This is a genomic window from Brevundimonas sp. DW-iso22 (genome assembly GCF_058725425.1).
Genome location: NZ_JBZXEB010000003.1, coordinates 1 through 18,448 on the forward strand (window position 1 = coordinate 1; position 18,448 = coordinate 18,448).

Sequence of the window (18,448 nt, forward strand, 5' to 3'; positions counted from 1 at the left end):
CGCCGCCCGCCTTCGGAAACGAGGGCGGGCGGTGTCGTTTGGCGCGGGTGGTCAAGGACATGAAACCATCGGCTCCCGATCGCCGTATAGGATGAGGTGACGCCCCGTCGCAGGAGTCTTCCTATGGGCACTCGTCTTTCCGCCGCTCTATTCGCCATCGCCGTAGCGGCATGTTCTCCGGGAGAACCGGCCCAGAGTGCGCCCACATCTGCAACCGGCACTCAGGCTAACGACAGTGGGCGCCGGGAAGTGGCTGTCTTCGCCGGGGGATGCTTCTGGTCGGTAGAGGCCAATTTCGAGGCGATACCGGGCGTCGTATCTGCCGTTTCCGGCTTCTCTGGGGGACGCGTTGCAAACCCGACCTATGACCAGGTGGTCCGCGGGAATACGGGCCACCTCGAAGCGGTCCAGGTGACGTTCGACCCGGCCCGGATTACCTATCGCCAACTGGTTGATCGGTTCTGGCGAACGATAGACCCTACCGACCCGGACGGCCAGTTCTGCGACCAGGGCGCGCCCTATGCCACGGCTGTGTTCGCGACCGCCGCCCAGAAACCGGCAGCCCAAGCCTCACGCCGCGCCGCCGCGCCGCCGCGCCGCCGCGCAGCTTATCGGCAATGCGCGTTTTGTCACACCCGTGCGTGATGCCGCACGCTTCTGGCCCGCAGAAGCCTATCATCAGGATTTCGCACGCCTGAATCCCACACGCTATGGCGGTTATACCCGGTTCTGCGGCCGTGCCGCACGGCTTCGGGCCGTATGGGGCTCGGCGAATCGTTAGGCGTTCAAGGGGGTGTGGCCCTTCGGCAACCCCCGGTCACTGTCACACCGCTGTCACATGACTGTCGTCGCAGCTTCCCATCCCGGCCCTAGACGGAGCGTGATTTAGACGGGCCGGTCAGCGGCGCGTGGGCGCTTTCGCCCGAGCCATCTGGGGATAGATGATAATGATGAACCGCAAACGCGCGTTCTGGGCGACGACCGCCCTGTTCAGCGGCCTGCTTATGGCCGGTGCCGCTTCGGCCCAATCGACGGGTTCGGAAACGACAGAAGCCACCGAGCTGAGTGAAGTCGTTGCGACGGGTACGCGCGGACCGCGCAATATCGACGGCCTGGCCACAGCCGAGACCGTTTCGAAGACCCGTAACACGATCAGCCAGGAATTCATCTCGACCCAGACGCCGGGCCAGACGATCCTGCAGACGCTGAACCTGACGCCGGGCCTCAGCTTCACCAACACCGACTCTTACGGTTCGTCGGGCGGCAACATCCGCCTGCGCGGCTTCGACGGCAACCGCGTCTCGCTGACGTTTGACGGTATCCCGCTGAACGACACCGGCAACTATGCCACCTACACCAACCAGCAGCTGGACCCGGAACTGATCGAGCGCGCTACGGTCAACACCGGTTCGACCGACGTCGACAGCCCGACGGCTGCGGCCACCGGCGGCACCATCAACTATGTGACCCTGCGTCCGACCGCCGATTTCAGCGGCTGGGGACAGGCTTCGTTTGGCGATTTCGACTACCGCCGGTATATGTTCCTGATCAACTCTGGCGAGTTCGGCCCTTGGGGTACCTCGGCCTGGTTTGCCGTCTCCAAGACCGACTACGACAAGTTCAAGGGTCTGGGCGATCTGCAAAAGACGCAGTTCAATGCCCGCATCTATCAGCCGCTGGGCGACAACGGCGACTTCCTGTCGCTGTCAGGTAACTACAACGAGAACCGCAATAACAACTACCTCGGTCCGAACCTCGGTACGGCGACCGGCTCGATCCTGCCGCAGGTTGAAACCGACCCGCGCGGTTGGGACGTCGATTTCGACACGACCTACATCGCGCCAACCTTCCGCAACGGCTTGGCAGACAACGACGCCAACGGCTCGAACTTCTACGGTCTGCGCGTCAACCCCTCGAACACCGGCAGCATCCGTGGCCAGTCGCGCTTTACCCTTGCTGAAAATCTGGTCCTGACGGTTGACCCGTCATTCCAGTACACCTTGGCAAACGGCGGCACCCAGCAGGCCGTCCTGGCAGAAAATGACGCCCTGCTGCGCGGGTCCTTCGCCACCGGCGGCGTAGACCTGAATGGTGACGGGGACATTCTGGATCGCGTTCGCGTCATGACGCCGTCCAACACGAACACCCACCGCTATGGTCTGAACACCTCGCTGATCTGGGACCTGAACGACAACCACCGTCTGCGCGCCGCCTATGCGCTCGACTTCGGTCGTCACCGCCAGACCGGTCAGTACGGCCGCGTGAACTTCTCGAACCCGACCAACCCTCGCTTCGTCGACTGGTTCGGCGGTCGCAACGACGAGAATAACCGCGTGGTGAACCTCGACGGCTACGAGCTTCGGTCGCGTGACCGTCTCTCGATCGCCGAGTTGAACCAGTTCTCGGTTGAGTACCGTGGTCAGTTCATGGATGATGCTCTGACCCTGAACATCGGTGTCCGCGCTCCATTCTTCACCCGTGAGCTGAACAACTTCTGCTACACGCAGAACTCTTCGTCGAATGTGCGTTGCACCACCGAAACGCCAATCACGACCTTCCTGCCGGTTGGCGGCGTAGCCGCTCCGATCCCGTTCGGTGACGTCCGCTTCGGCACAAGCAATACAGTCTACATTGCGCCCTATTCGCGCGAAGTGAAGTACGACGACATCCTGCCCAACTTCGGTGCCTCGTACCGTTGGGGCGAAGGTCACTCGGTCTATGTGAGCTACGCCGAGACCCTGTCGGCTCCGCGTACGGACAGCCTCTACGGCGTTCGCCGCTTCGCCGACGGCTCGATCGGTAACCCGACCGTTCAGCCGGAGAATGCCCAGAACTTCGACCTGGGCTACCGCTACTCGAACCCGACCCTGGTCGGCACCGTCTCGGTGTTCGCCAACAACGAAGAGAACCGTATCGTCAGCTCCTTCGATGAGGATCTGGGTCAGTTCGTCGACCGTAACGTCGGTGCGGTCGAGCGTATCGGTGCCGAAGGCTCCATCGGCTGGTCGCCGATCGAAGCCCTGAGCCTGTATGGTTCGGCCACTTGGATCAGCACCGAAGTGCAGGACGATTACGTCAACAACACCGTTGGCGGCGTTCCGCAGATCGTTGCCACCAAAGGCAAGGAACTGGTCGAGACACCGGAGTGGATGCTGGCAGCACGCGCCAGCTACCAGTTCACCCCGTATCTGGAAGCCGGCATTCAGGCCAAATATACCGGCGAACGCTGGGTGACCGACGTCAACGACTTCAAGGTTGACGCCTTCACCACCGTCGACGCCAACGTCCGGTTCGACCTGGCGCAGTTCGGCTACGAAGGAACGTTCATCCAGGTGAACGCCGACAACATCTTCGACGAGCAGTACTACGCCAACCTGGGCACGCGCGCCTCGGCGACCCCGGGCACGCCCGGCTTCAGCCAGCCCTTCGCTTCGGTCGGCGCTCCGCGCACGATCTCGGCGACCCTGCGGGTGGCCTTCTAAACCAACCCAAACGTCGACTGAATGAACTGAGGCGGTCCGGAAACGGGCCGCCTCTTTTCTTTGCGCTGATGCCTGCCACGGGATCGCCCGCAGACCGCGCGAGTTGAAGTCCCGGGCTGGGGTGTCTATCTGGCGCAGTCCGCACACGGTCTGCCCGCCGACGTTCCAAGGATCAGCTTTCGCCATGACCACCCCCATACCCGCCGAATGGGCACCGCACCGGGCCATGTGGGTCGGCTGGCCCAGCCATGCCGAGCTGTGGGTGGACAATCTGGAGGAGGCACGCGCCGAGGTGGAGGCTCTTGTACGGGCTCTGGCGGGACCTGGACGCGAGCAGGTCAAGCTGATGACCGGACATCCGGATGTATTTCCTGAAACGAAGGCGCGGTTCGCCGATGTCGCCAATGTCGAGGTCGTGGACGGTCTGTTCGGGGACATCTGGCTGAGGGACACCGGCCCGATCTTCAAGGCGGGATCGACCCGTGCAGCCGCGTTCCAGTTCAACGGCTGGGGCGGCGAGTTCGAGATGGAGCACGACGACACGGTCGCCACCCAGATCGGGGCGGCCTCGGGCGTGCCGCTGGATCGCAACGACTTTATTCTGGAAGGCGGGGCACTGGATCATGACGGTCAGGGCACCGTCCTGACCACACGCCAATGCCTGCTGAACCGCAATCGCAATGCCGACTGGACCGAGGAGAAGGCCGAGGCGGCGCTGGCCGAGGCGATTGGCGCACGCAAGGTACTGTGGCTGGGCAACGGCTTGCTGAACGACCACACCGACGGCCATGTCGACAATCTGGCCCGGTTCGTCGCGCCGGGCGTGGTCGCGCATCCTGTGGCCTGGGGCCGGGGCGATCCCAATGACGACGCCTATGCCGATCTGGCGCGGACGCTGTCGACCATGACGGATGCCGAAGGTCAGCCGATCCGCCTGCTGCCCCTGCCCTCGCCCGGCTTCGTCGCCGATGCCGACGGCAGGCCCGTGCCGGCCAGCCACATGAACTTCCTGATCGCCAATGGTGCGATAATCGTGCCGACCTATGGCGACGCCCGCGCCGCTAACCTGGCGTGTCAGGGACTGGCGACGGTCTTCGCCGACCGCGAGATCATTCCCCTGCCTTCGATCAACATCCTGACCGGCGGCGGGTCGTTCCACTGCATCTCCCAGCAGGAGCCCGCCTGATGCCCCGCACGATTTCCGTCGCCGCCATCCAGACCTCCTATGGCACGGACATGCAGGAGAACATCGACAAGACGATCGCTCTGATCCGTCAGGCCGCAGCCAAGGGCGCACAGGTCATCCTGCCCAGTGAACTGTTCCAGGGGCCTTATTTCTGCGTCAGCCAGGAGGAGCACTGGTTCGCCACCGCCTATCCGTGGCGCGAGCATCCGGCGGTCGTCCAGTTGCAGCCGGTGGCGCGGGAACTGGGCGTGGCCATCCCCGTCTCGATCTTCGAGAAGGAGGGCCACCACTATTTCAACTCTCTGGTCATGCTGGACGCCGACGGCGAGGCACTGGGCGTCTATCGCAAGAGCCATATCCCCGACGGCCCAGGCTATCAGGAGAAGTACTATTTCCGGCCAGGCGATACGGGCTTCAAGGTCTGGGACACCCGCTTCGGCCGGATCGGCGTCGGTATCTGCTGGGACCAGTGGTATCCGGAATCGGCGCGGGCGATGGCCCTGCTGGGTGCCGACATCCTGATGTATCCTACCGCCATTGGCTCGGAACCGCATGACGAGACCCTGGACACCGCCCTGCCCTGGCAAAGGGCGATGCAGGGTCATGCCGTGTCGAATGTGACGCCCGTGGTCGCCGCCAACCGCATCGGCCATGAGACGGTGACCGAGGTGGGTCAGACCTTCTACGGCCACTCCTTCATCGCCGATCACCGCGGCGATCTGGTCGAGCAGTTGAAGGATGAGGAGGGCGTGCTGGTCCACACCTTCGATCTGGATTTCCTGGATCGTTACCGCGCGGCCTGGGGCTTCTTCCGCGACCGCCGTCCAGAGTTGTATGGGGCATTGTCCAGCCCACGACCGGCCTGAGACCTAGTCCCCCAGAATAGCCTGACCCTGCGCCAAGGCCAGACCTTCAGAGGCACACCCGGGGTTGGTCAGGCCCTCGGCACGCGCAGCGATGAGCTCGGCACGCGCCGCCTCCAGATCGAGCGCGAAATCGTCCTCGGTCGATGAAGCCTCGTAAAGAGCGACGCCGAGGGCATGGCCTACAGCGACATCAGAGGGCCAGTTGGTCGCGCAGACGGCACGGCTGAAGCCGATCTCCTGTCCCATCTGACGGGCGGTAAGAGCACGGTCCGGGGCCAGGTCGGCGAACATCTCGCCGTAGGCCGCGCCTGCGACGGCGGCTACGGACGGATAACTGGTGGCCCCTAAACGGCTTGCCTCGTTCAGCCGCTGGCAGGATCGTCGCTCCGGCACAGCGAGCGGTCGCAGCCGTGGATGGCGCGCAACCAGATCAACGGCAAGACGCTTGGAATCGACCAGCAACCGCCCCATTACGCGGTCGAGCGCGGGGCGCGGCTGTTCGGCCAGACGCGTGCCCAGGGCGCAGTCGAAATGCTGTGCCGCTTCCGGCGGCCGGACCTCGGCATGGGCCGTAGCCATCCACCAGCGGTCTGTGTCTTCCAGCGCGCGAAAGCGCTGGGATAGAGCGATATCGCGGGCCTGTTCCGGGCTGTTGGCGGATGGGGCTTTGGGTACGGTTTCTGCGAGCGCAGCGGACTGATCCGCGCTCAAATATCCTGCCACCCAGTCAGTCTGACCCAGGGGGGTCGAAGCACAACCGGCGACCAATACCGCCCCAATCAGCGGCACCGCCAGTCGGCCCGCCAAGGGTTTCACCGCCCGGCGGTCCAGCTCAGTTGCACATTGGTGGGACCATCTTCGCCTGGCGTGGCGACAACGCTCAGCAGTTTGCCGGTCCCGTTGGCACCGTCTCCGGCTGAATAGGCCCGAGCCCCGCCCTGGTTCATCGAGGCAATGGTTGTCAGGCCCGTCGCTTCGGCCTGCTCACGATAGAAGGTCACAACCGCATCAGGTTCGGCCTCAGTCGTGAATGTCAGTATGCCGCCCGGCCCAGTCGGTCCGCGAGCGATCGTTGCCGGGCCGACTGTCGTCGCATCAGGGTAGAGGACGGCAAAGTCCGGCGCGTTGGGTGCTGCGGGCACGGCCGCAGAGACCGCAGTCGTGCCGGAGGAGGCTTCTACAGTGGAAGTCGCGGCTGCGGGGGTCGCCACATCATCCGTCGCAGGGGCCTTGGGTTCGGCATCTCCGCCACAGGCTGTCACGGCCAGGGCCGCCAGTACTGCGCTGCCCGCGAAAATGCGCTTCATTCCTTACGTCCCTGGTTATTCTATTGTTCCGCTCACCGTGGCCCAAGGGTGGGGCGGCGGCAAGGCGGCTTGGCGTTCGCGCGGTGTCTGGATGCTGACGGCGCGGCGAGTGTGTTCAGCCGGTCGCAGCGTCGGCTTCGCCCTTGGCGGATTTGTCGTCGCCGGTGTTGTTCACAGGGTCCGGGTCTGCCGGGCGGTCAGCATTGCGCTCTGCCGAGGCCCGGCCTTCACTGGCCAGCGCCTTGTTGATGATGTCAGAGTCCGGATCGTCATCCGAACCGGACGCCGCGCCGCCTTGCAAAGAACCCGCACGCGTATCGGAGCCCGAATCCGTTCCTGACAAGGCCCTGTCCAGGGCCTCGCGCATGCCGTCGGGCGTGCGTCCCAGATCGGGTTTCTCGCCCATGGAGTCGGCCTCAGCGGCGTCGTCGGTCTGGGGCTTGGGATCGGGCTGTTGATCGGTCATGGCGCGCTCCTTGGTGTCTCCGACAAAGCGCGATGGCAGCGCAGGGGTTCCCCTCAGGCGGCGACCTTGCGCCTCAGTCGCGCGATCCGGCGCAGGCGGCGCCAGAACCGGCCACGGTCAGGCTCAGGATAGGGCTGCAGGTTCTCGACGAACTGCTCCGCCGAGGCCCGCCAACTGAACTTTTCGGCATAGGCGCGGACCGTCGCACGATCACACTCCAGAGCCTTGAGGCAGGCAGTCTTCAGATCATCGTCGATGGCACCGGCGCTGGAGCCCGGGATAATGTCAATGGGGCCGTGGGCCGGATAGGCGGCAACCGGCGTGCCCGTGCCCATCGCCTCCAGGATCACCAGGCCGAAGGTGTCGGTCCAGCTGGGGAAGACAAAGACGTCGGCGTCACGGAAGCACCGCGCCAGCTCTTCGCCGAACTTCGCGCCCAAGAACTTGGCCTGCGGGTATTTTTCTTTCAGCTCGGCGCGCGCCGGGCCGTCACCAACGATGATCTTGGTGCCGGGCAGATCCAGCTCCAGGAAGGCTTCGATGTTCTTCTCGACAGCGACGCGGCCGACGTTGAGGAAGAACGGGCGCGGCCAGTCCTTGCCTCCCAGTTCGTCATAGATGCGTTCGAGGTCCGGATTGAACTGTTCGGTATCCACGCCCCGCGTCCAGGGCGAGACGTTGCGGAACCCGTGCGCCATCAACTCATCGCGCAAGGTTGGCGTCGCCACCATCAGCCGCCCGGACGGCTTGTGGAACCACTTCATATAGGCGTAGCCGACCTGCACCGGGATCGGGAATCGGGCCGAGACGTACTCCGGGAATTTGGTGTGATAGCTGGTCGTGAACGGCAGTTTCCACTCCACGCAGATGCGCCGCGTGGCGATCCCGATAGGCCCTTCGGTGGCGATGTGGACCGCCTCGGGCTCAAAGGCGCGCAGGCGTTCGCGGATCTCTTCTTCAGCACCCAAAGCCAGGCGGATTTCCGGATAGGTCGGGCAGGGAATGGTCTTGAATTGACTGGGCTCGATGACCTCGACCTCATGGCCCATGCCGCGGCATTCCGCGATGGTCCGGGTCAGGGTACGGACGACGCCGTTGACCTGGGGCTCCCAGGCGTCGGTGGCCAGAACGATGCGCATGTGGGCCAGTTGGCTCCGCCGTTGATCGGAGGGACGGTCTAGCGGTTTGCGGTGACGTTGGCGAGACTGGGTCAAAGCGGCAAGGCCGTCGTCGACTTCACCTCTTCGAGGACGGCATAGGTTCGCGTCTCGCGCACGCCCGGCATCTTGACCAGAACGTCTCCCAGAAAGGCGCGATAAGCCTCCATGTCGCCGACGCGTGCCTTGATCAGATAGTCGAAACCGCCCGCCACCATATGGCACTCCAGCACTTCGGGCTGACGGCGTATGGCCTCGGCGAAGGCTTCGAACATGTCGCCCGTCGTGCGGTCCAGCAGCACCTCGACGAAGATCATCAGGCCGCGCCCGACCTTGGCCGGGTTGATCAGGGCCGCATAGCCGGTGATGACCTTCTTCTCGCGCAGCCGCCGCATCCGCTCGAAACAGGCGGCGGGTGACAGGTTACAACGCCGGGCCAGCTCCGCATTGGAGATACGGCCATCGTCCTGAAGGACTCGCAACAGGCGGCGGTCCACGGCATCCAGAGCTTCCATCGGCGAGAGACCCTTTTGCCGGAACATCCTTCGTTTCAGCCGCTTATCATACGATGCACATTCGGTCATCTCCGCCATATATGCGCCGTGACACCAGGACAATTTCAAGCATGACCACCGCCGACTTCTCCCCCTCAAGCGTCGCCGGATGGGACACGCTGGACCACGGCAAATTCTCCGATGAGCGAGAGGCCGTGGCCGCCAATCTCGCCCGTATTCCTCTAGACTCCGCCGAGCGGGCCAAGGTGCTGGAGGTCGCGACCCGACTGGTCGAGGGCGCACGTGAATCGGCCGATCAACAGGGCGTGGTCGAAAGCTTCTTGCAGGAGTTTTCGCTGGGGACCCGCGAAGGGCTGGCGCTGATGTGTCTGGCAGAGGCCCTGCTGCGCGTGCCGGACGAGGAGACCCGCGACCGGCTGATCGCCGAAAAGATCGGCTCGGCCGACTGGGCCAAACATCTGGGGCAGTCCGACAGCCTGTTTGTCAACGCCTCGACCTGGGGCCTGATGCTGACCGGTCGTCTGGTCGATGTGGATGAGGATGCCCGTCGCGACCTGCCCGGCTTCCTGCGGCGCGTGGCGGGCCGCATCGGCGAGCCGGTGATCCGTCAGGCCGTCGCCGCCGCCGTGCGCATGATGGGCGAGCAGTTCGTCGTCGGCCGCACGATCAACGGGGCGCTGAAGCGGGCCAATCGTGAGAAGTGGCTGTGCAGCTTCGACATGCTGGGCGAGGGTGCCCGCACCGTTGCCGACGCCGAACGCTATGAAAAGGTTTATGCCGAGGCCATCCACGGCGTCGGCAAGGCCATGCCGTCGCGGCCGGACATGCGCGGGCCCCAGACGGGCCACGGCGTCTCGGTCAAGCTGTCGGCCCTGTCGCCCCGCTATGAGGCCACGCACGAGGCGCGCGTCTGGGAAGAACTGTATCCTCGCGTCAAACGCCTCGCCCTGATCGCGGCCTCCTATGACATCAACTTCTGCATGGATGCCGAGGAAGCCGACCGTCTGGCCCTGTCGTTGAAGCTGCTGGACAGGCTGGCCAACGACCCGGACCTGGGTGAGTGGAAGGGACTGGGCCTGGCGGTCCAGGCCTATCAGAAGCGGGCCCCCGAGGTGATCGCGCGCGTCGCCGCCCTGGCCGAAACCTCGGGTCGCCGGATCATGGTGCGGCTGGTCAAGGGGGCATACTGGGATACCGAGATCAAGCGGGCCCAGGTCATGGGCCGTATCGATTATCCCGTCTTCACGACCAAGGCCGCGACCGACCTGAACTATCTGGTCTGTGCCCAGGCCATACTGGACGCCTCGCCGCATCTGTATGGCCAGTTCGCCACCCACAACGCCACGTCCCTGGCCGCCGTCCACTACATGGCCAATCGCGCCGGGGTGAAGATGGAGTTCCAGCGCCTGCACGGCATGGGCGAGGCGCTTTACGATGCCGCAGCCGAGATGTGGGGCGCGGAGAAGATCGTCGTGCGCGGCTATGCCCCCGTCGGCGGGCATGAGGAACTGCTGCCTTATCTGGTGCGCCGTCTGCTCGAGAATGGGGCCAACTCCTCCTTCGTGCATGCCCTGCTGGACGAGCGCATCCCTGCCTCCACCGTCGCCGCCGACCCCATCTTCGAGGTCGAGGCCCATCCCGACCGCCACGCCAAGATCCCCACCCCCAAGGACATGTACATGGACCGCCAGAACTCGCTGGGCCGCGACTATTCACAGAGCGCCGACCGCGAGCGCCACGCCCTGGCTCTGGCCGAGGTCGACAGCGAGAAGTTCAACTCGGGCCCGCTCATCGGCGGTCGGCTTCAGGCCGGGACCGACCCTCAGGACGTAACCAATCCACTGGATCGCCACCAGGTGCTGGGCCATGTGTCCGAGGCCACGCCGGCAGAAATCGACACGGCCCTGAACGCCGCTGCCAAGGCCCAGGTCGCCTGGGATCGCAAGGGCGGCGCAGGCCGCGCCCCGATCCTGCGCGCCATGGCCGATGCGCTGGAGGCCGACATGGACCGGCTGATCGCCCTGCTGGCCCGTGAGGCGGGCAAGACCCTGAACGACGGCGTGGCCGAGGTGCGCGAGGCTGCCGACTTCTGCCGCTACTACGCCATGCTGGCCGAACGTGATTTCGGCGGACGCGAGGAGCTAAAAGGTCCGGTCGGGGAGATCAACCAGCTGGTCCTGCACGGTCGCGGTATCTTTGCCTGCATCAGCCCCTGGAACTTCCCCCTGGCCATCTTCACCGGCCAGATCGCAGCCGCCTTGGCCGCCGGGAATGCCGTCCTGGCCAAGCCCGCAGAACAGACCCCTCTGATCGCTGCCGAGGCCGTACGCCTGTTCCACAAGGCGGGCCTGCACCCCGACCTGCTGGCCCTGGTCCCCGGTCGTGGCGAGACGGTGGGCGCGACGCTGGTTTCCCATCCGGCCATTGACGGCGTGGCCTTCACGGGCGGCACCGACACCGCCTATGCGATCAACCGCGCCATCGCCGCGCGGCCCGGTGCCATCATTCCCTTCATCGCCGAGACCGGTGGTCTGAACGGCATGTTCGTGGACTCCACCGCCCTGCGCGAACAGGTCATCGACGACGTCATCAACTCGGCCTTCGGCTCTGCGGGCCAGCGCTGCTCGGCCCTGCGCATCGTCTATGTGCCCAAGGAGGGTGCCGATGCCCTGATCGAGGGGCTGAAGGGCGCTCTGGCCGTTCAGGTCGTAGGCGACCCGACCGATCCCGCCACCGACATCGGCCCGGTCATCGACGCCGAGAGCCGCGCCCTGCTGGAGGCCCACGTCGCCCGCCTGCGCAAGGAGGCCAAGGTCATCGCCCGCGCCACCCTGCCCTCAGGTTCGGAACGCGGCGACCTCTTCGCCCCGACCATAGCCGAGATACCCACGCCAGACTTCCTAGAGCGCGAGGTCTTTGGCCCGATCCTGCACATCTATCGCTATGAGCCCAAGGACCTGAAGACCGTCGCCGGCAAGCTGGCCGCGCGCGGCTATGGCCTGACGCTCGGTGTGCACAGCCGTATCGAAGCCTTTGCCGAGGAAGTGATCCGCCTGGTTCCCGCCGGCAATGTCTACATCAACCGCTCGATCACCGGCGCGGTCGTGGGCGTCCAGCCCTTCGGCGGCGAGGGCCTGTCCGGCACCGGTCCGAAGGCCGGCGGCCCCAACAGCCTGATCCGCTATGCGGCGGAAAAGGCGATCAGCAACAACATCTCGGCGCAGGGCGGCGACCCGGCGCTGTTGAATCTCTGAACGACGAAAGCCGGCTCCACTGGCGTGGAACCGGCTCCCGTCATCCCTTGACGCACACCACCTGACGCAGGGTGTGCACGACCTCGATCAGGTCGCTCTGTGCCGCAATGACCGCGTCGATATCCTTGTAGGCCATCGGCGTTTCATCGATCACCTCGGCGTCCTTGCGGCACTCGACGCCTTCGGTGGCGCGGACGTGGTCCTCGATCGTGAAGCGGCGCTTGGCCTCGGTCCGGCTCATCGCCCGACCAGCACCGTGTGAGCAGGTGCAGAACGAGTCCGCATTGCCCTTGCCGCGCACGATGAAGGATTTCGCCCCCATCGAGCCGGGGATGATGCCCAGTTCATCCAGCTTGGCCGACACCGCACCCTTCCGGGTCAGGAACACGTCCTTGCCGAAGTGGCGCTCCTTCGAGACGTAGTTGTGGTGGCAGTTCACCGCTTCCTTCGTCGTCTCCAGATCCGGCCAGAACGCGCGCAGCACGTTCAGGACGCTGTCCATCATCACCTCGCGGTTGGCGCGGGCATACTTCTGCGCCCACGACACCGCCTTGACGTAGTCGTTGAAGCCCTCCGAGCCTTCCGGGAAGTAGGCGAGGTCCTGATCCGGCAGGTTCAGAAACCAGCGCCGGGCTTCATGCTTGGCCCGCTCGATGAAATAGGTCCCGAACCGGTTTCCCACCCCGCGCGAGCCAGAGTGCAGCATCACCCACACGTCGCCCGCCTCATCGAGGCAAAGCTCGATGAAGTGGTTGCCCGTGCCCAGAGTGCCCAGGTGGCCAAAGCCACGCGGATGCGCGGCCTTGGGGTGTTTATCCACCACGGCGTCGTAGCCGGCCTTGAGGTCCGCCCAGCGGGTGACCGCCGAAGCCGGCGGCCCGCCGGCCCATGCACCCTTGTCGTTTCGCCCGCCATTATCGGTACGGCCGTGCGGAACAGCCGCCTCGATGGCGGAGCGGATGCCCGACAGATCGTCCGGCAGGTGTTCGGCGCGGATCGAGGTCCGCACAGCCATCATGCCGCAGCCGATGTCCACGCCCACGGCGGCCGGGATGATGGCCCCCACGGTTGGGATCACGGATCCCACAGTCGCGCCCATGCCCCAGTGCACATCGGGCATGACCGCGACGTGTTTGTGGATGAACGGCAGCGAGGCCACGTTCTTCAGTTGTTTGAGCGCCGCATCCTCGATGGGCACCCCACGGGTCCAGGCCTTGATCGGCACATGGCCCGGGTCGTCGATCACGTCATAGCCACGCATGGCCGACGTCTCCTTCTCTGTCTGATCCTCTCGGACCGACCGTCAGGCGCCTTGCGGATACAAGAAACCCCTCCGGCCGATGGCGAGAGGGGTTGCTGGAAAAACCGAAGTCGATGGACCTCTGTTCCTATGCTTCCTCCACACGCGCGCCATTGCCCTCGACCGGCTGGCGGTCGAGCTGCATAGGCAGGCTTGCATTGGAGCGATAGATGAACATGGTCGTCTCGTTTTCGGGAGGCCGCTGATATCCGAAGCCTGTTGAGAAAGCCAGCCCGAAAATCCTTCAGCCATTCGGCCAGCCCCCGGCCCGACTGAGCGCGCTCGGGGCCGGGCGGCCGATCTTGTCGCCGATCCAGCGGGCCGTCTCGATCAGGGCATTCAGATCGTAGCCGGTGGTGAACCCCGCACGCTCCAGCATATAGACCAGGTCCTCGGTGGCGATATTGCCGGTGGCCCCCGGCGCGAAGGGACAGCCGCCTATGCCGCCAACCGAGGCGTCCAGCACGTCCACTCCGGCCTCGACACCTGCATAGGCATTGGCCAGACCGGTGTTGCGGGTGTCGTGGAAATGCAGTCGCAGGGTCGTATCCGGCGCGGCCTTGCGGGCCGCCTCGACCATGCGGGTCACGGCCCACGGATTGCCCACGCCGATCGTGTCGGCCAAGGCGATTTCGGCGACGCCCATGGCCGCGATCCGGCCGACGAGCTCGGCGACCTGATCCACCGAGACCTCGCCGTCGAACGGGCAGCCCCAGACGCACGACAGGGTCGCCGACAGGGACGGCGTCCCGCCGGACGAGCTTTCGCCATTGGCGCGGCCGGCGACGATGTCGGCCAGCATCTGGACCTGCTGATCCACCGACAGCCCCTGATTCTTGAGGCCAAAGCCGTCGGTGGCACTCATGGCCACATTGACCTCGTCCACCGCCGTACCGAGCGCGCGGTCATAGCCCTTGCCGTTCAGTACCAAGCCGATGCGGCTGCGTCCCGGCTGATGAGGCAGGGCGGCCATGACCTCTTCGGCCCCGGCCATCTGCGGCACATACTTCGGATGGACGAAGCTGACAGCTTCGATCCGCCGCGCGCCCGCCCCCTCGAGCCGTCGGACCAGATCGGCGCGGACAGCGGGTTCCAGCACCGCCTTTTCGTTCTGAAGTCCGTCGCGGGGACCGACCTCGACGATAGTGACAGGCCGGCTCACCGAGCGGACTCTGGCGTGGCAGCGGGCGGCGGAGCCGGTGTTGGTCCCGCAACAGGAGCCGGGGCCGGTGCAACGGCCTGACCCGGCGCAGGCACGATGACCACAGGAGGCTCGTCCGGCCCGGGCGCAGGCACCAGGGCAGTCTCGGGCGGGTCTTCGGTGATGGAGGCCGGATCGACGCCGTCCTCGGTGGTCGTCTCGACCTCCAGCGGTGTCGGAGCGGATCGCCGCAGGGTCGGCCGGACCCGTTCCGGCGGCGCATAGACGGTCAGAGTCACGTCATCGCCCTGCGAATAGTTGTGGCCGCGCACGACCCCGACCTCCCGCCCGGTGACGTTCAGGGCAGTGCTGGCGGCCCGGAAGGCATCGGCGTCGTGGGCCTCAACGATGACAGGTCGCCCCTCGGCCAGGGCGGCAGCGGCCCCCGCCGCGTCCGTCAACTCGGTATCTTTCCCGGTCAGGAAGACGAAGCTGGGCTCGTGAAAGCCGGTGATGGCGACCGGCCCATTACGACCCTGACTGGGCAGCAGGTCGGCATTGCCCAACACCTCGACCAGTTGCGGCGCGATGGCCAGCGGTTTGAGCTGGCGGATGGTCCCAGCCAGCCCTGCATGGGCCACCAGGCCCAGGGTGATCGAGATCAGCACCGCCGTCACCGCCGCCCGGTGCATCAGCAGGAATGCCCCGACCAGGGCCGCAAGAGCCGCAAAGACGATGGTCAGGGTTGCCCAGGTCTGGGCCGTCGACCGTCCGAACTCTGTCAGGCCATAGACGGTGATGAGGACGACGACCAGGCCGGCTAACAGCGCCAGCGCTGCCCCCGTGATGCGCGACACCTTGCCGATCGGCTGGGTCAGGGCGGCCGCCGCCAGCAGGGCGATCGCGCCGAAGGTCGGCAGGGTGTAATGCGCCAGCTTGGTCGGCGTCAGCTCGAAGATCAGCCAGGCCGGCACCAGCCAGCAGACCAGGAACCGCACAGCGGGCTCGGCGCGTCGATGCCAGCAGGTCGACAGGGCCGCGGGCAGTACCAAGGTGGCCGGGAACAGCAGGACCGGGGCCAGCAGCAGGAAATAGCCCGGCCAGGCCCCGTGGCTTTCATGTCCGCCCGCGATCTTGGGGGCCAGGTCGCCGACGATAGCCTCGCGCCAGAAGCCGCCATCGGTGGCGATGGTGATGGCGATGGCCCACGGCCCGACGATCAGGGCGACCAGCGGCAGACCCCAGCCCCAGCCCAGGCTGCGCAGCCATTTGAAGTCGCGGTCCCAGATCGACAACGCGATTATGGCCGGCGCTACGACAATCAGGCCGATCGGCCCCTTGATCAGTATCGACAACCCCAGCCCGAACCAGAACATCAGCTTGTGCGGTCTCAGGGGTATCTCGCCCGCCCGCCGCGCCAGATACACACGCGCCAGACCCGCCATCGACAGGGTCACGGCGGCGCAGAGCATGGCGTCGGTCTTGGCGATCCCCGCTTCGGTCGACAGCAGGAAACTGGCCCCCAGCATCGCTCCGGCCAGGAACCCCGCGCGCTGGCCGAACATCGCCGCCCCCGCCCAGGCGCACGCGGCCGCCGCCAGCATGGCCGCCAGCAGCGAGGGGATGCGATAGGCCGAGATGTCTCGTGCCTCGACGCCCGAGGTGACAGACACGGCCACCGCCTGCATCCAGTAGATGCCGACCGGCTTTTTCCAGCGCGGATCATCCTGAAAACGGATGTCGACATAGTCACCGCTTTGCAGCATCTGCGACGTCGCCTGGGCATAGCGGCTCTCATCGCGATCCAGCGGCGGCAACAGCATGACCACCGGCAGGCCGGCGAACAGGGCCACAAAGGCTGCGAGCAGCGGGCCACGCCAGCCGGCGATGTAACGATCAAAGTCGAGACGCATCATGATGAACGTCCTTACACGCCCCTCCGGCCTTCGTCATGCCTGCACATTCCGGCCCCTCCCCCACGCGCCCGAACTCGGCTAGACACGGTTGATGAACGAAGCCCTGCCCGACATTTCCGTCGTCGTCCCTGTCCATAACGAACAGGGGGCGGCCGCGCCGCTGGCCCGCGAGATCGCCGAGGCCTTCGAGGGCCGATCCTACGAGATGGTCTTCGTCGACGATGCCTCACGCGACGACACCCTGGCCGAACTGCGCAGCCTGATGGCCGAACTGCCGACGCTGCGGGTGCTCAGCCACGCGACCAATGCGGGCCAGAGCCGGGCCGTGCGTACGGGCGTCCTGGCGGCTCGCGCGCCCATCGTGGTGACCCTGGACGGCGACGGCCAGAACCCCCCGGCCGATGCCCCCCGACTGGCCGACCTTCTGGCCGCATCACCCGCCACCGTCGGCCTGGTGGGCGGTGTGCGATCAAATCGTCAGGATTCGGAGGCCAAACGCTGGGCCTCGCGCTGGGCCAACCGCATCCGCAAGAAGCTGCTGGCCGACGATGCCGACGATACGGGTTGTGGGCTTAAGGCCTTTCGGCGCGACCTCTTCCTGCGGCTTCCCTATTTCGATCACATCCACCGCTACCTGCCGGCCCTGATGATCCGCGAGGGCTATCAGAACCTGTATCTGGACGTGGACCACCGTCACCGCGAGGTCGGCCAGTCGAAATACACCAACTGGGGACGGCTGATGGCCTCGGTCTCGGACCTGATGGGCGTGGTCTGGCTGAAATCGCGCTCGCGCCAACCGGGGTCGATCTCGGAGTTTTGAGGCCAATGGCGAAGGGCATCGCCTTGCGTTAAGCATGGCTCTTGGACGCGGCGCTCGCGTCCATGCTCGGGGAGCCTGTCATGCTGATCGCCCTGCCGCTGCTGGTCATTCCGGTGGTGCTCTACAACATCGTGGTCCTGAGCGGACTGATGGGCGACGGCGGCATGGGCGCAGGCGCAGATGCCATCCTGCGCGATCCGATCTTCTCCATCCCCATGGCCTCGGGCGCGGACTGGAGCGTGGGTGCCGGCGATCTGATCCTGCTGCTGTCGCTGGTGCTGCTGTTCTTCGAGCTGTTGAAGTCGACGTCCAGCCAGCGGATCGCCATCGTCAATCACGCCCTGTCGATGATCCTGCTGGTGGTCTGCCTGGTCGAGTTCCTGCTGCTGCGCGGGTTCGCGACCTCGACCTTCTTCCTGATCGGAACGATGGTCCTGCTGGACGTGCTGGCCGGGTTCATCGTAACGATCATCTCGTCGCGCAAGGACCTGGACTTCGGCGCGGGTCGGTGACGCTGCGCAGTCGCCCTCAAGTAGCCGCTAGGCGATAGGGCTAAATCAAGAAAAGCCGACGAACAGCACCGCAACCACGGTCACATCAAAGGCGCGGGCGAGGAAGGTGAGCATGGCGGGTGTCCGGCAGATGGGCGATCAGCCCCATCACCAGCAAGGACCGTGCCGCGATCAGATGTCGGTGTCGGTTGCCTTGCCCGGCAGCGGCCGCCGCTCCGACGGTCCCGAATATTCCGCGCCCAGATAGGTGTTTCGAGCCGCGCCCAGCACAGGCGGGCCACCCTTCAGCCCACGCTTCTGACCTGACTGGCCCAGCAGCTGGGCGGCAAAGGCGGCAGGCGACGCATCGACGGGCGACGTAGGGGCAGGTCTTGCCGGGCTGGGTTCGTGATCCATGACGGGTCCGACCGGAACCACCTCACGGCGCGCCTGCATCGCTTCGGCCCGGCGCTCCTCGCCCCGTCGCTGGCTGGATCGACGCTCGCGCGGCTGGACCGCAGAGATGGGGCGAACGTCGTCGCTCATG

General features: G+C 65.7%; 17 protein-coding genes. 8 read left to right on the top strand and 9 right to left on the bottom strand.

The features are described from left to right. The first annotated feature begins 249 nt into the window (after window positions 1-249). From msrA to aguB, 5 genes are all read left to right on the top strand, one after another. Window positions 250-645, top strand: coding sequence for a peptide-methionine (S)-S-oxide reductase MsrA (gene msrA / locus AC4PRM_RS03620; protein WP_492038825.1), 396 nt, complete (start codon window positions 250-252; stop codon window positions 643-645). Beyond that, window positions 638-781, top strand: a complete 144-nt coding sequence (locus tag AC4PRM_RS03625) for a peptide-methionine (S)-S-oxide reductase (protein WP_492038826.1) — start codon at window positions 638-640, stop codon at window positions 779-781. The genes msrA and AC4PRM_RS03625 overlap by 8 nt, the downstream gene beginning before the upstream one ends. A 166-nt stretch (window positions 782-947) precedes the next feature. Beyond that, on the top strand, window positions 948-3,482 hold the full coding sequence (locus tag AC4PRM_RS03630) for a TonB-dependent receptor (protein ID WP_373257079.1): 2,535 nt from the start codon (window positions 948-950) through the stop codon (window positions 3,480-3,482). 184 nt (window positions 3,483-3,666) lie between these two features. Continuing rightward, complete coding sequence (locus tag AC4PRM_RS03635) at window positions 3,667-4,668, top strand: agmatine deiminase family protein (RefSeq protein WP_492038827.1); 1,002 nt, start codon at window positions 3,667-3,669, stop codon at window positions 4,666-4,668. After that, complete coding sequence (gene aguB / locus AC4PRM_RS03640) at window positions 4,668-5,534, top strand: N-carbamoylputrescine amidase (RefSeq protein ID WP_492038828.1); 867 nt, start codon at window positions 4,668-4,670, stop codon at window positions 5,532-5,534. The genes AC4PRM_RS03635 and aguB overlap by 1 nt, the downstream gene beginning before the upstream one ends. A gap of 3 nt (window positions 5,535-5,537) precedes the next feature. Here the strand turns inward: aguB and AC4PRM_RS03645 are convergent, their stop codons facing one another. The 5 genes from AC4PRM_RS03645 to AC4PRM_RS03665 all read right to left on the bottom strand — a co-directional run bounded on the left by AC4PRM_RS03645 (window position 5,538) and on the right by AC4PRM_RS03665 (window position 8,979). Then, complete coding sequence (locus AC4PRM_RS03645) at window positions 5,538-6,350, bottom strand: phosphatase PAP2 family protein (protein WP_492038829.1); 813 nt, start codon at window positions 6,348-6,350, stop codon at window positions 5,538-5,540. Further along, the gene (locus tag AC4PRM_RS03650) at window positions 6,347-6,841 is read right to left on the bottom strand and encodes a hypothetical protein (RefSeq protein WP_492038830.1); all 495 of its coding nucleotides are present in this window, start codon (window positions 6,839-6,841) and stop codon (window positions 6,347-6,349) included. Before AC4PRM_RS03650 ends, AC4PRM_RS03645 begins: the two co-directional genes overlap by 4 nt. 115 nt (window positions 6,842-6,956) lie before the next feature. Then, a complete protein-coding gene (locus tag AC4PRM_RS03655; protein WP_492038831.1) occupies window positions 6,957-7,307 on the bottom strand; it encodes a ribonuclease in 351 nt (116 codons plus the stop codon). Window positions 7,308-7,360: 53 nt separating this feature from the next. Further along, window positions 7,361-8,446, bottom strand: coding sequence for a glycosyltransferase family 4 protein (locus AC4PRM_RS03660; protein ID WP_492038832.1), 1,086 nt, complete (start codon window positions 8,444-8,446; stop codon window positions 7,361-7,363). A gap of 71 nt (window positions 8,447-8,517) precedes the next feature. Next, window positions 8,518-8,979 (bottom strand): Lrp/AsnC ligand binding domain-containing protein, encoded by a 462-nt coding sequence (locus tag AC4PRM_RS03665; RefSeq protein ID WP_492039182.1) that lies wholly within the window; start codon window positions 8,977-8,979, stop codon window positions 8,518-8,520. A gap of 110 nt (window positions 8,980-9,089) precedes the next feature. On the opposite strand from AC4PRM_RS03665, the gene putA reads away from it, so the two are divergent. Beyond that, on the top strand, window positions 9,090-12,233 hold the full coding sequence (gene putA, locus AC4PRM_RS03670; protein WP_492038833.1) for a bifunctional proline dehydrogenase/L-glutamate gamma-semialdehyde dehydrogenase PutA: 3,144 nt from the start codon (window positions 9,090-9,092) through the stop codon (window positions 12,231-12,233). 40 nt (window positions 12,234-12,273) lie between these two features. On the opposite strand, the gene AC4PRM_RS03675 is transcribed toward putA, so the two are convergent. From AC4PRM_RS03675 to AC4PRM_RS03685, 3 genes are all read right to left on the bottom strand, one after another. Continuing rightward, a complete protein-coding gene (locus AC4PRM_RS03675; protein WP_492038834.1) occupies window positions 12,274-13,494 on the bottom strand; it encodes an RtcB family protein in 1,221 nt (406 codons plus the stop codon). 283 nt (window positions 13,495-13,777) lie between these two features. Beyond that, a complete protein-coding gene (locus AC4PRM_RS03680; protein WP_492038835.1) occupies window positions 13,778-14,695 on the bottom strand; it encodes a hydroxymethylglutaryl-CoA lyase in 918 nt (305 codons plus the stop codon). After that, window positions 14,692-16,590 carry an ArnT family glycosyltransferase gene (locus AC4PRM_RS03685; protein ID WP_373257065.1) on the bottom strand — a complete coding sequence of 633 codons (1,899 nt, stop codon included), beginning with the start codon at window positions 16,588-16,590 and terminating at the stop codon, window positions 14,692-14,694. The genes AC4PRM_RS03680 and AC4PRM_RS03685 overlap by 4 nt, the downstream gene beginning before the upstream one ends. A 91-nt stretch (window positions 16,591-16,681) precedes the next feature. Here AC4PRM_RS03685 and AC4PRM_RS03690 point away from each other — a divergent pair, with 91 nt between their 5' ends. Continuing rightward, window positions 16,682-17,410: a glycosyltransferase family 2 protein gene (locus AC4PRM_RS03690; protein WP_492038836.1), complete on the top strand. Its 729-nt coding sequence runs from the start codon at window positions 16,682-16,684 to the stop codon at window positions 17,408-17,410. Window positions 17,411-17,490: 80 nt separating this feature from the next. Then, window positions 17,491-17,922 (top strand): hypothetical protein, encoded by a 432-nt coding sequence (locus AC4PRM_RS03695; RefSeq protein ID WP_492038837.1) that lies wholly within the window; start codon window positions 17,491-17,493, stop codon window positions 17,920-17,922. A 171-nt stretch (window positions 17,923-18,093) separates the two neighbouring features. On the opposite strand, the gene AC4PRM_RS03700 is transcribed toward AC4PRM_RS03695, so the two are convergent. Then, the gene (locus AC4PRM_RS03700) at window positions 18,094-18,447 is read right to left on the bottom strand and encodes a hypothetical protein (RefSeq protein WP_492038838.1); all 354 of its coding nucleotides are present in this window, start codon (window positions 18,445-18,447) and stop codon (window positions 18,094-18,096) included. Window position 18,448 lies beyond the last annotated feature (1 nt).

What these genes read in the sequence shown, in the direction of transcription:
- putA (WP_492038833.1), top strand. Translation starts at nt 9,090, where the DNA reads ATGACCACCGCCGACTTCTCCCCCTCAAGCGTCGCCGGATGGGACACG.
- AC4PRM_RS03700 (WP_492038838.1), bottom strand. Translation starts at nt 18,447, where the DNA reads ATGAGCGACGACGTTCGCCCCATCTCTGCGGTCCAGCCGCGCGAGCGT.
- AC4PRM_RS03650 (WP_492038830.1), bottom strand. Translation starts at nt 6,841, where the DNA reads ATGAAGCGCATTTTCGCGGGCAGCGCAGTACTGGCGGCCCTGGCCGTG.
- aguB (WP_492038828.1), top strand. Translation starts at nt 4,668, where the DNA reads ATGCCCCGCACGATTTCCGTCGCCGCCATCCAGACCTCCTATGGCACG.
- AC4PRM_RS03665 (WP_492039182.1), bottom strand. Translation starts at nt 8,979, where the DNA reads ATGGAAGCTCTGGATGCCGTGGACCGCCGCCTGTTGCGAGTCCTTCAG.
- AC4PRM_RS03685 (WP_373257065.1), bottom strand. Translation starts at nt 16,590, where the DNA reads ATGATGCGTCTCGACTTTGATCGTTACATCGCCGGCTGGCGTGGCCCG.
- AC4PRM_RS03655 (WP_492038831.1), bottom strand. Translation starts at nt 7,307, where the DNA reads ATGACCGATCAACAGCCCGATCCCAAGCCCCAGACCGACGACGCCGCT.
- AC4PRM_RS03695 (WP_492038837.1), top strand. Translation starts at nt 17,491, where the DNA reads ATGCTGATCGCCCTGCCGCTGCTGGTCATTCCGGTGGTGCTCTACAAC.
- AC4PRM_RS03675 (WP_492038834.1), bottom strand. Translation starts at nt 13,494, where the DNA reads ATGCGTGGCTATGACGTGATCGACGACCCGGGCCATGTGCCGATCAAG.
- AC4PRM_RS03635 (WP_492038827.1), top strand. Translation starts at nt 3,667, where the DNA reads ATGACCACCCCCATACCCGCCGAATGGGCACCGCACCGGGCCATGTGG.
- AC4PRM_RS03660 (WP_492038832.1), bottom strand. Translation starts at nt 8,446, where the DNA reads ATGCGCATCGTTCTGGCCACCGACGCCTGGGAGCCCCAGGTCAACGGC.
- AC4PRM_RS03690 (WP_492038836.1), top strand. Translation starts at nt 16,682, where the DNA reads ATGAACGAAGCCCTGCCCGACATTTCCGTCGTCGTCCCTGTCCATAAC.
- AC4PRM_RS03630 (WP_373257079.1), top strand. Translation starts at nt 948, where the DNA reads ATGATGAACCGCAAACGCGCGTTCTGGGCGACGACCGCCCTGTTCAGC.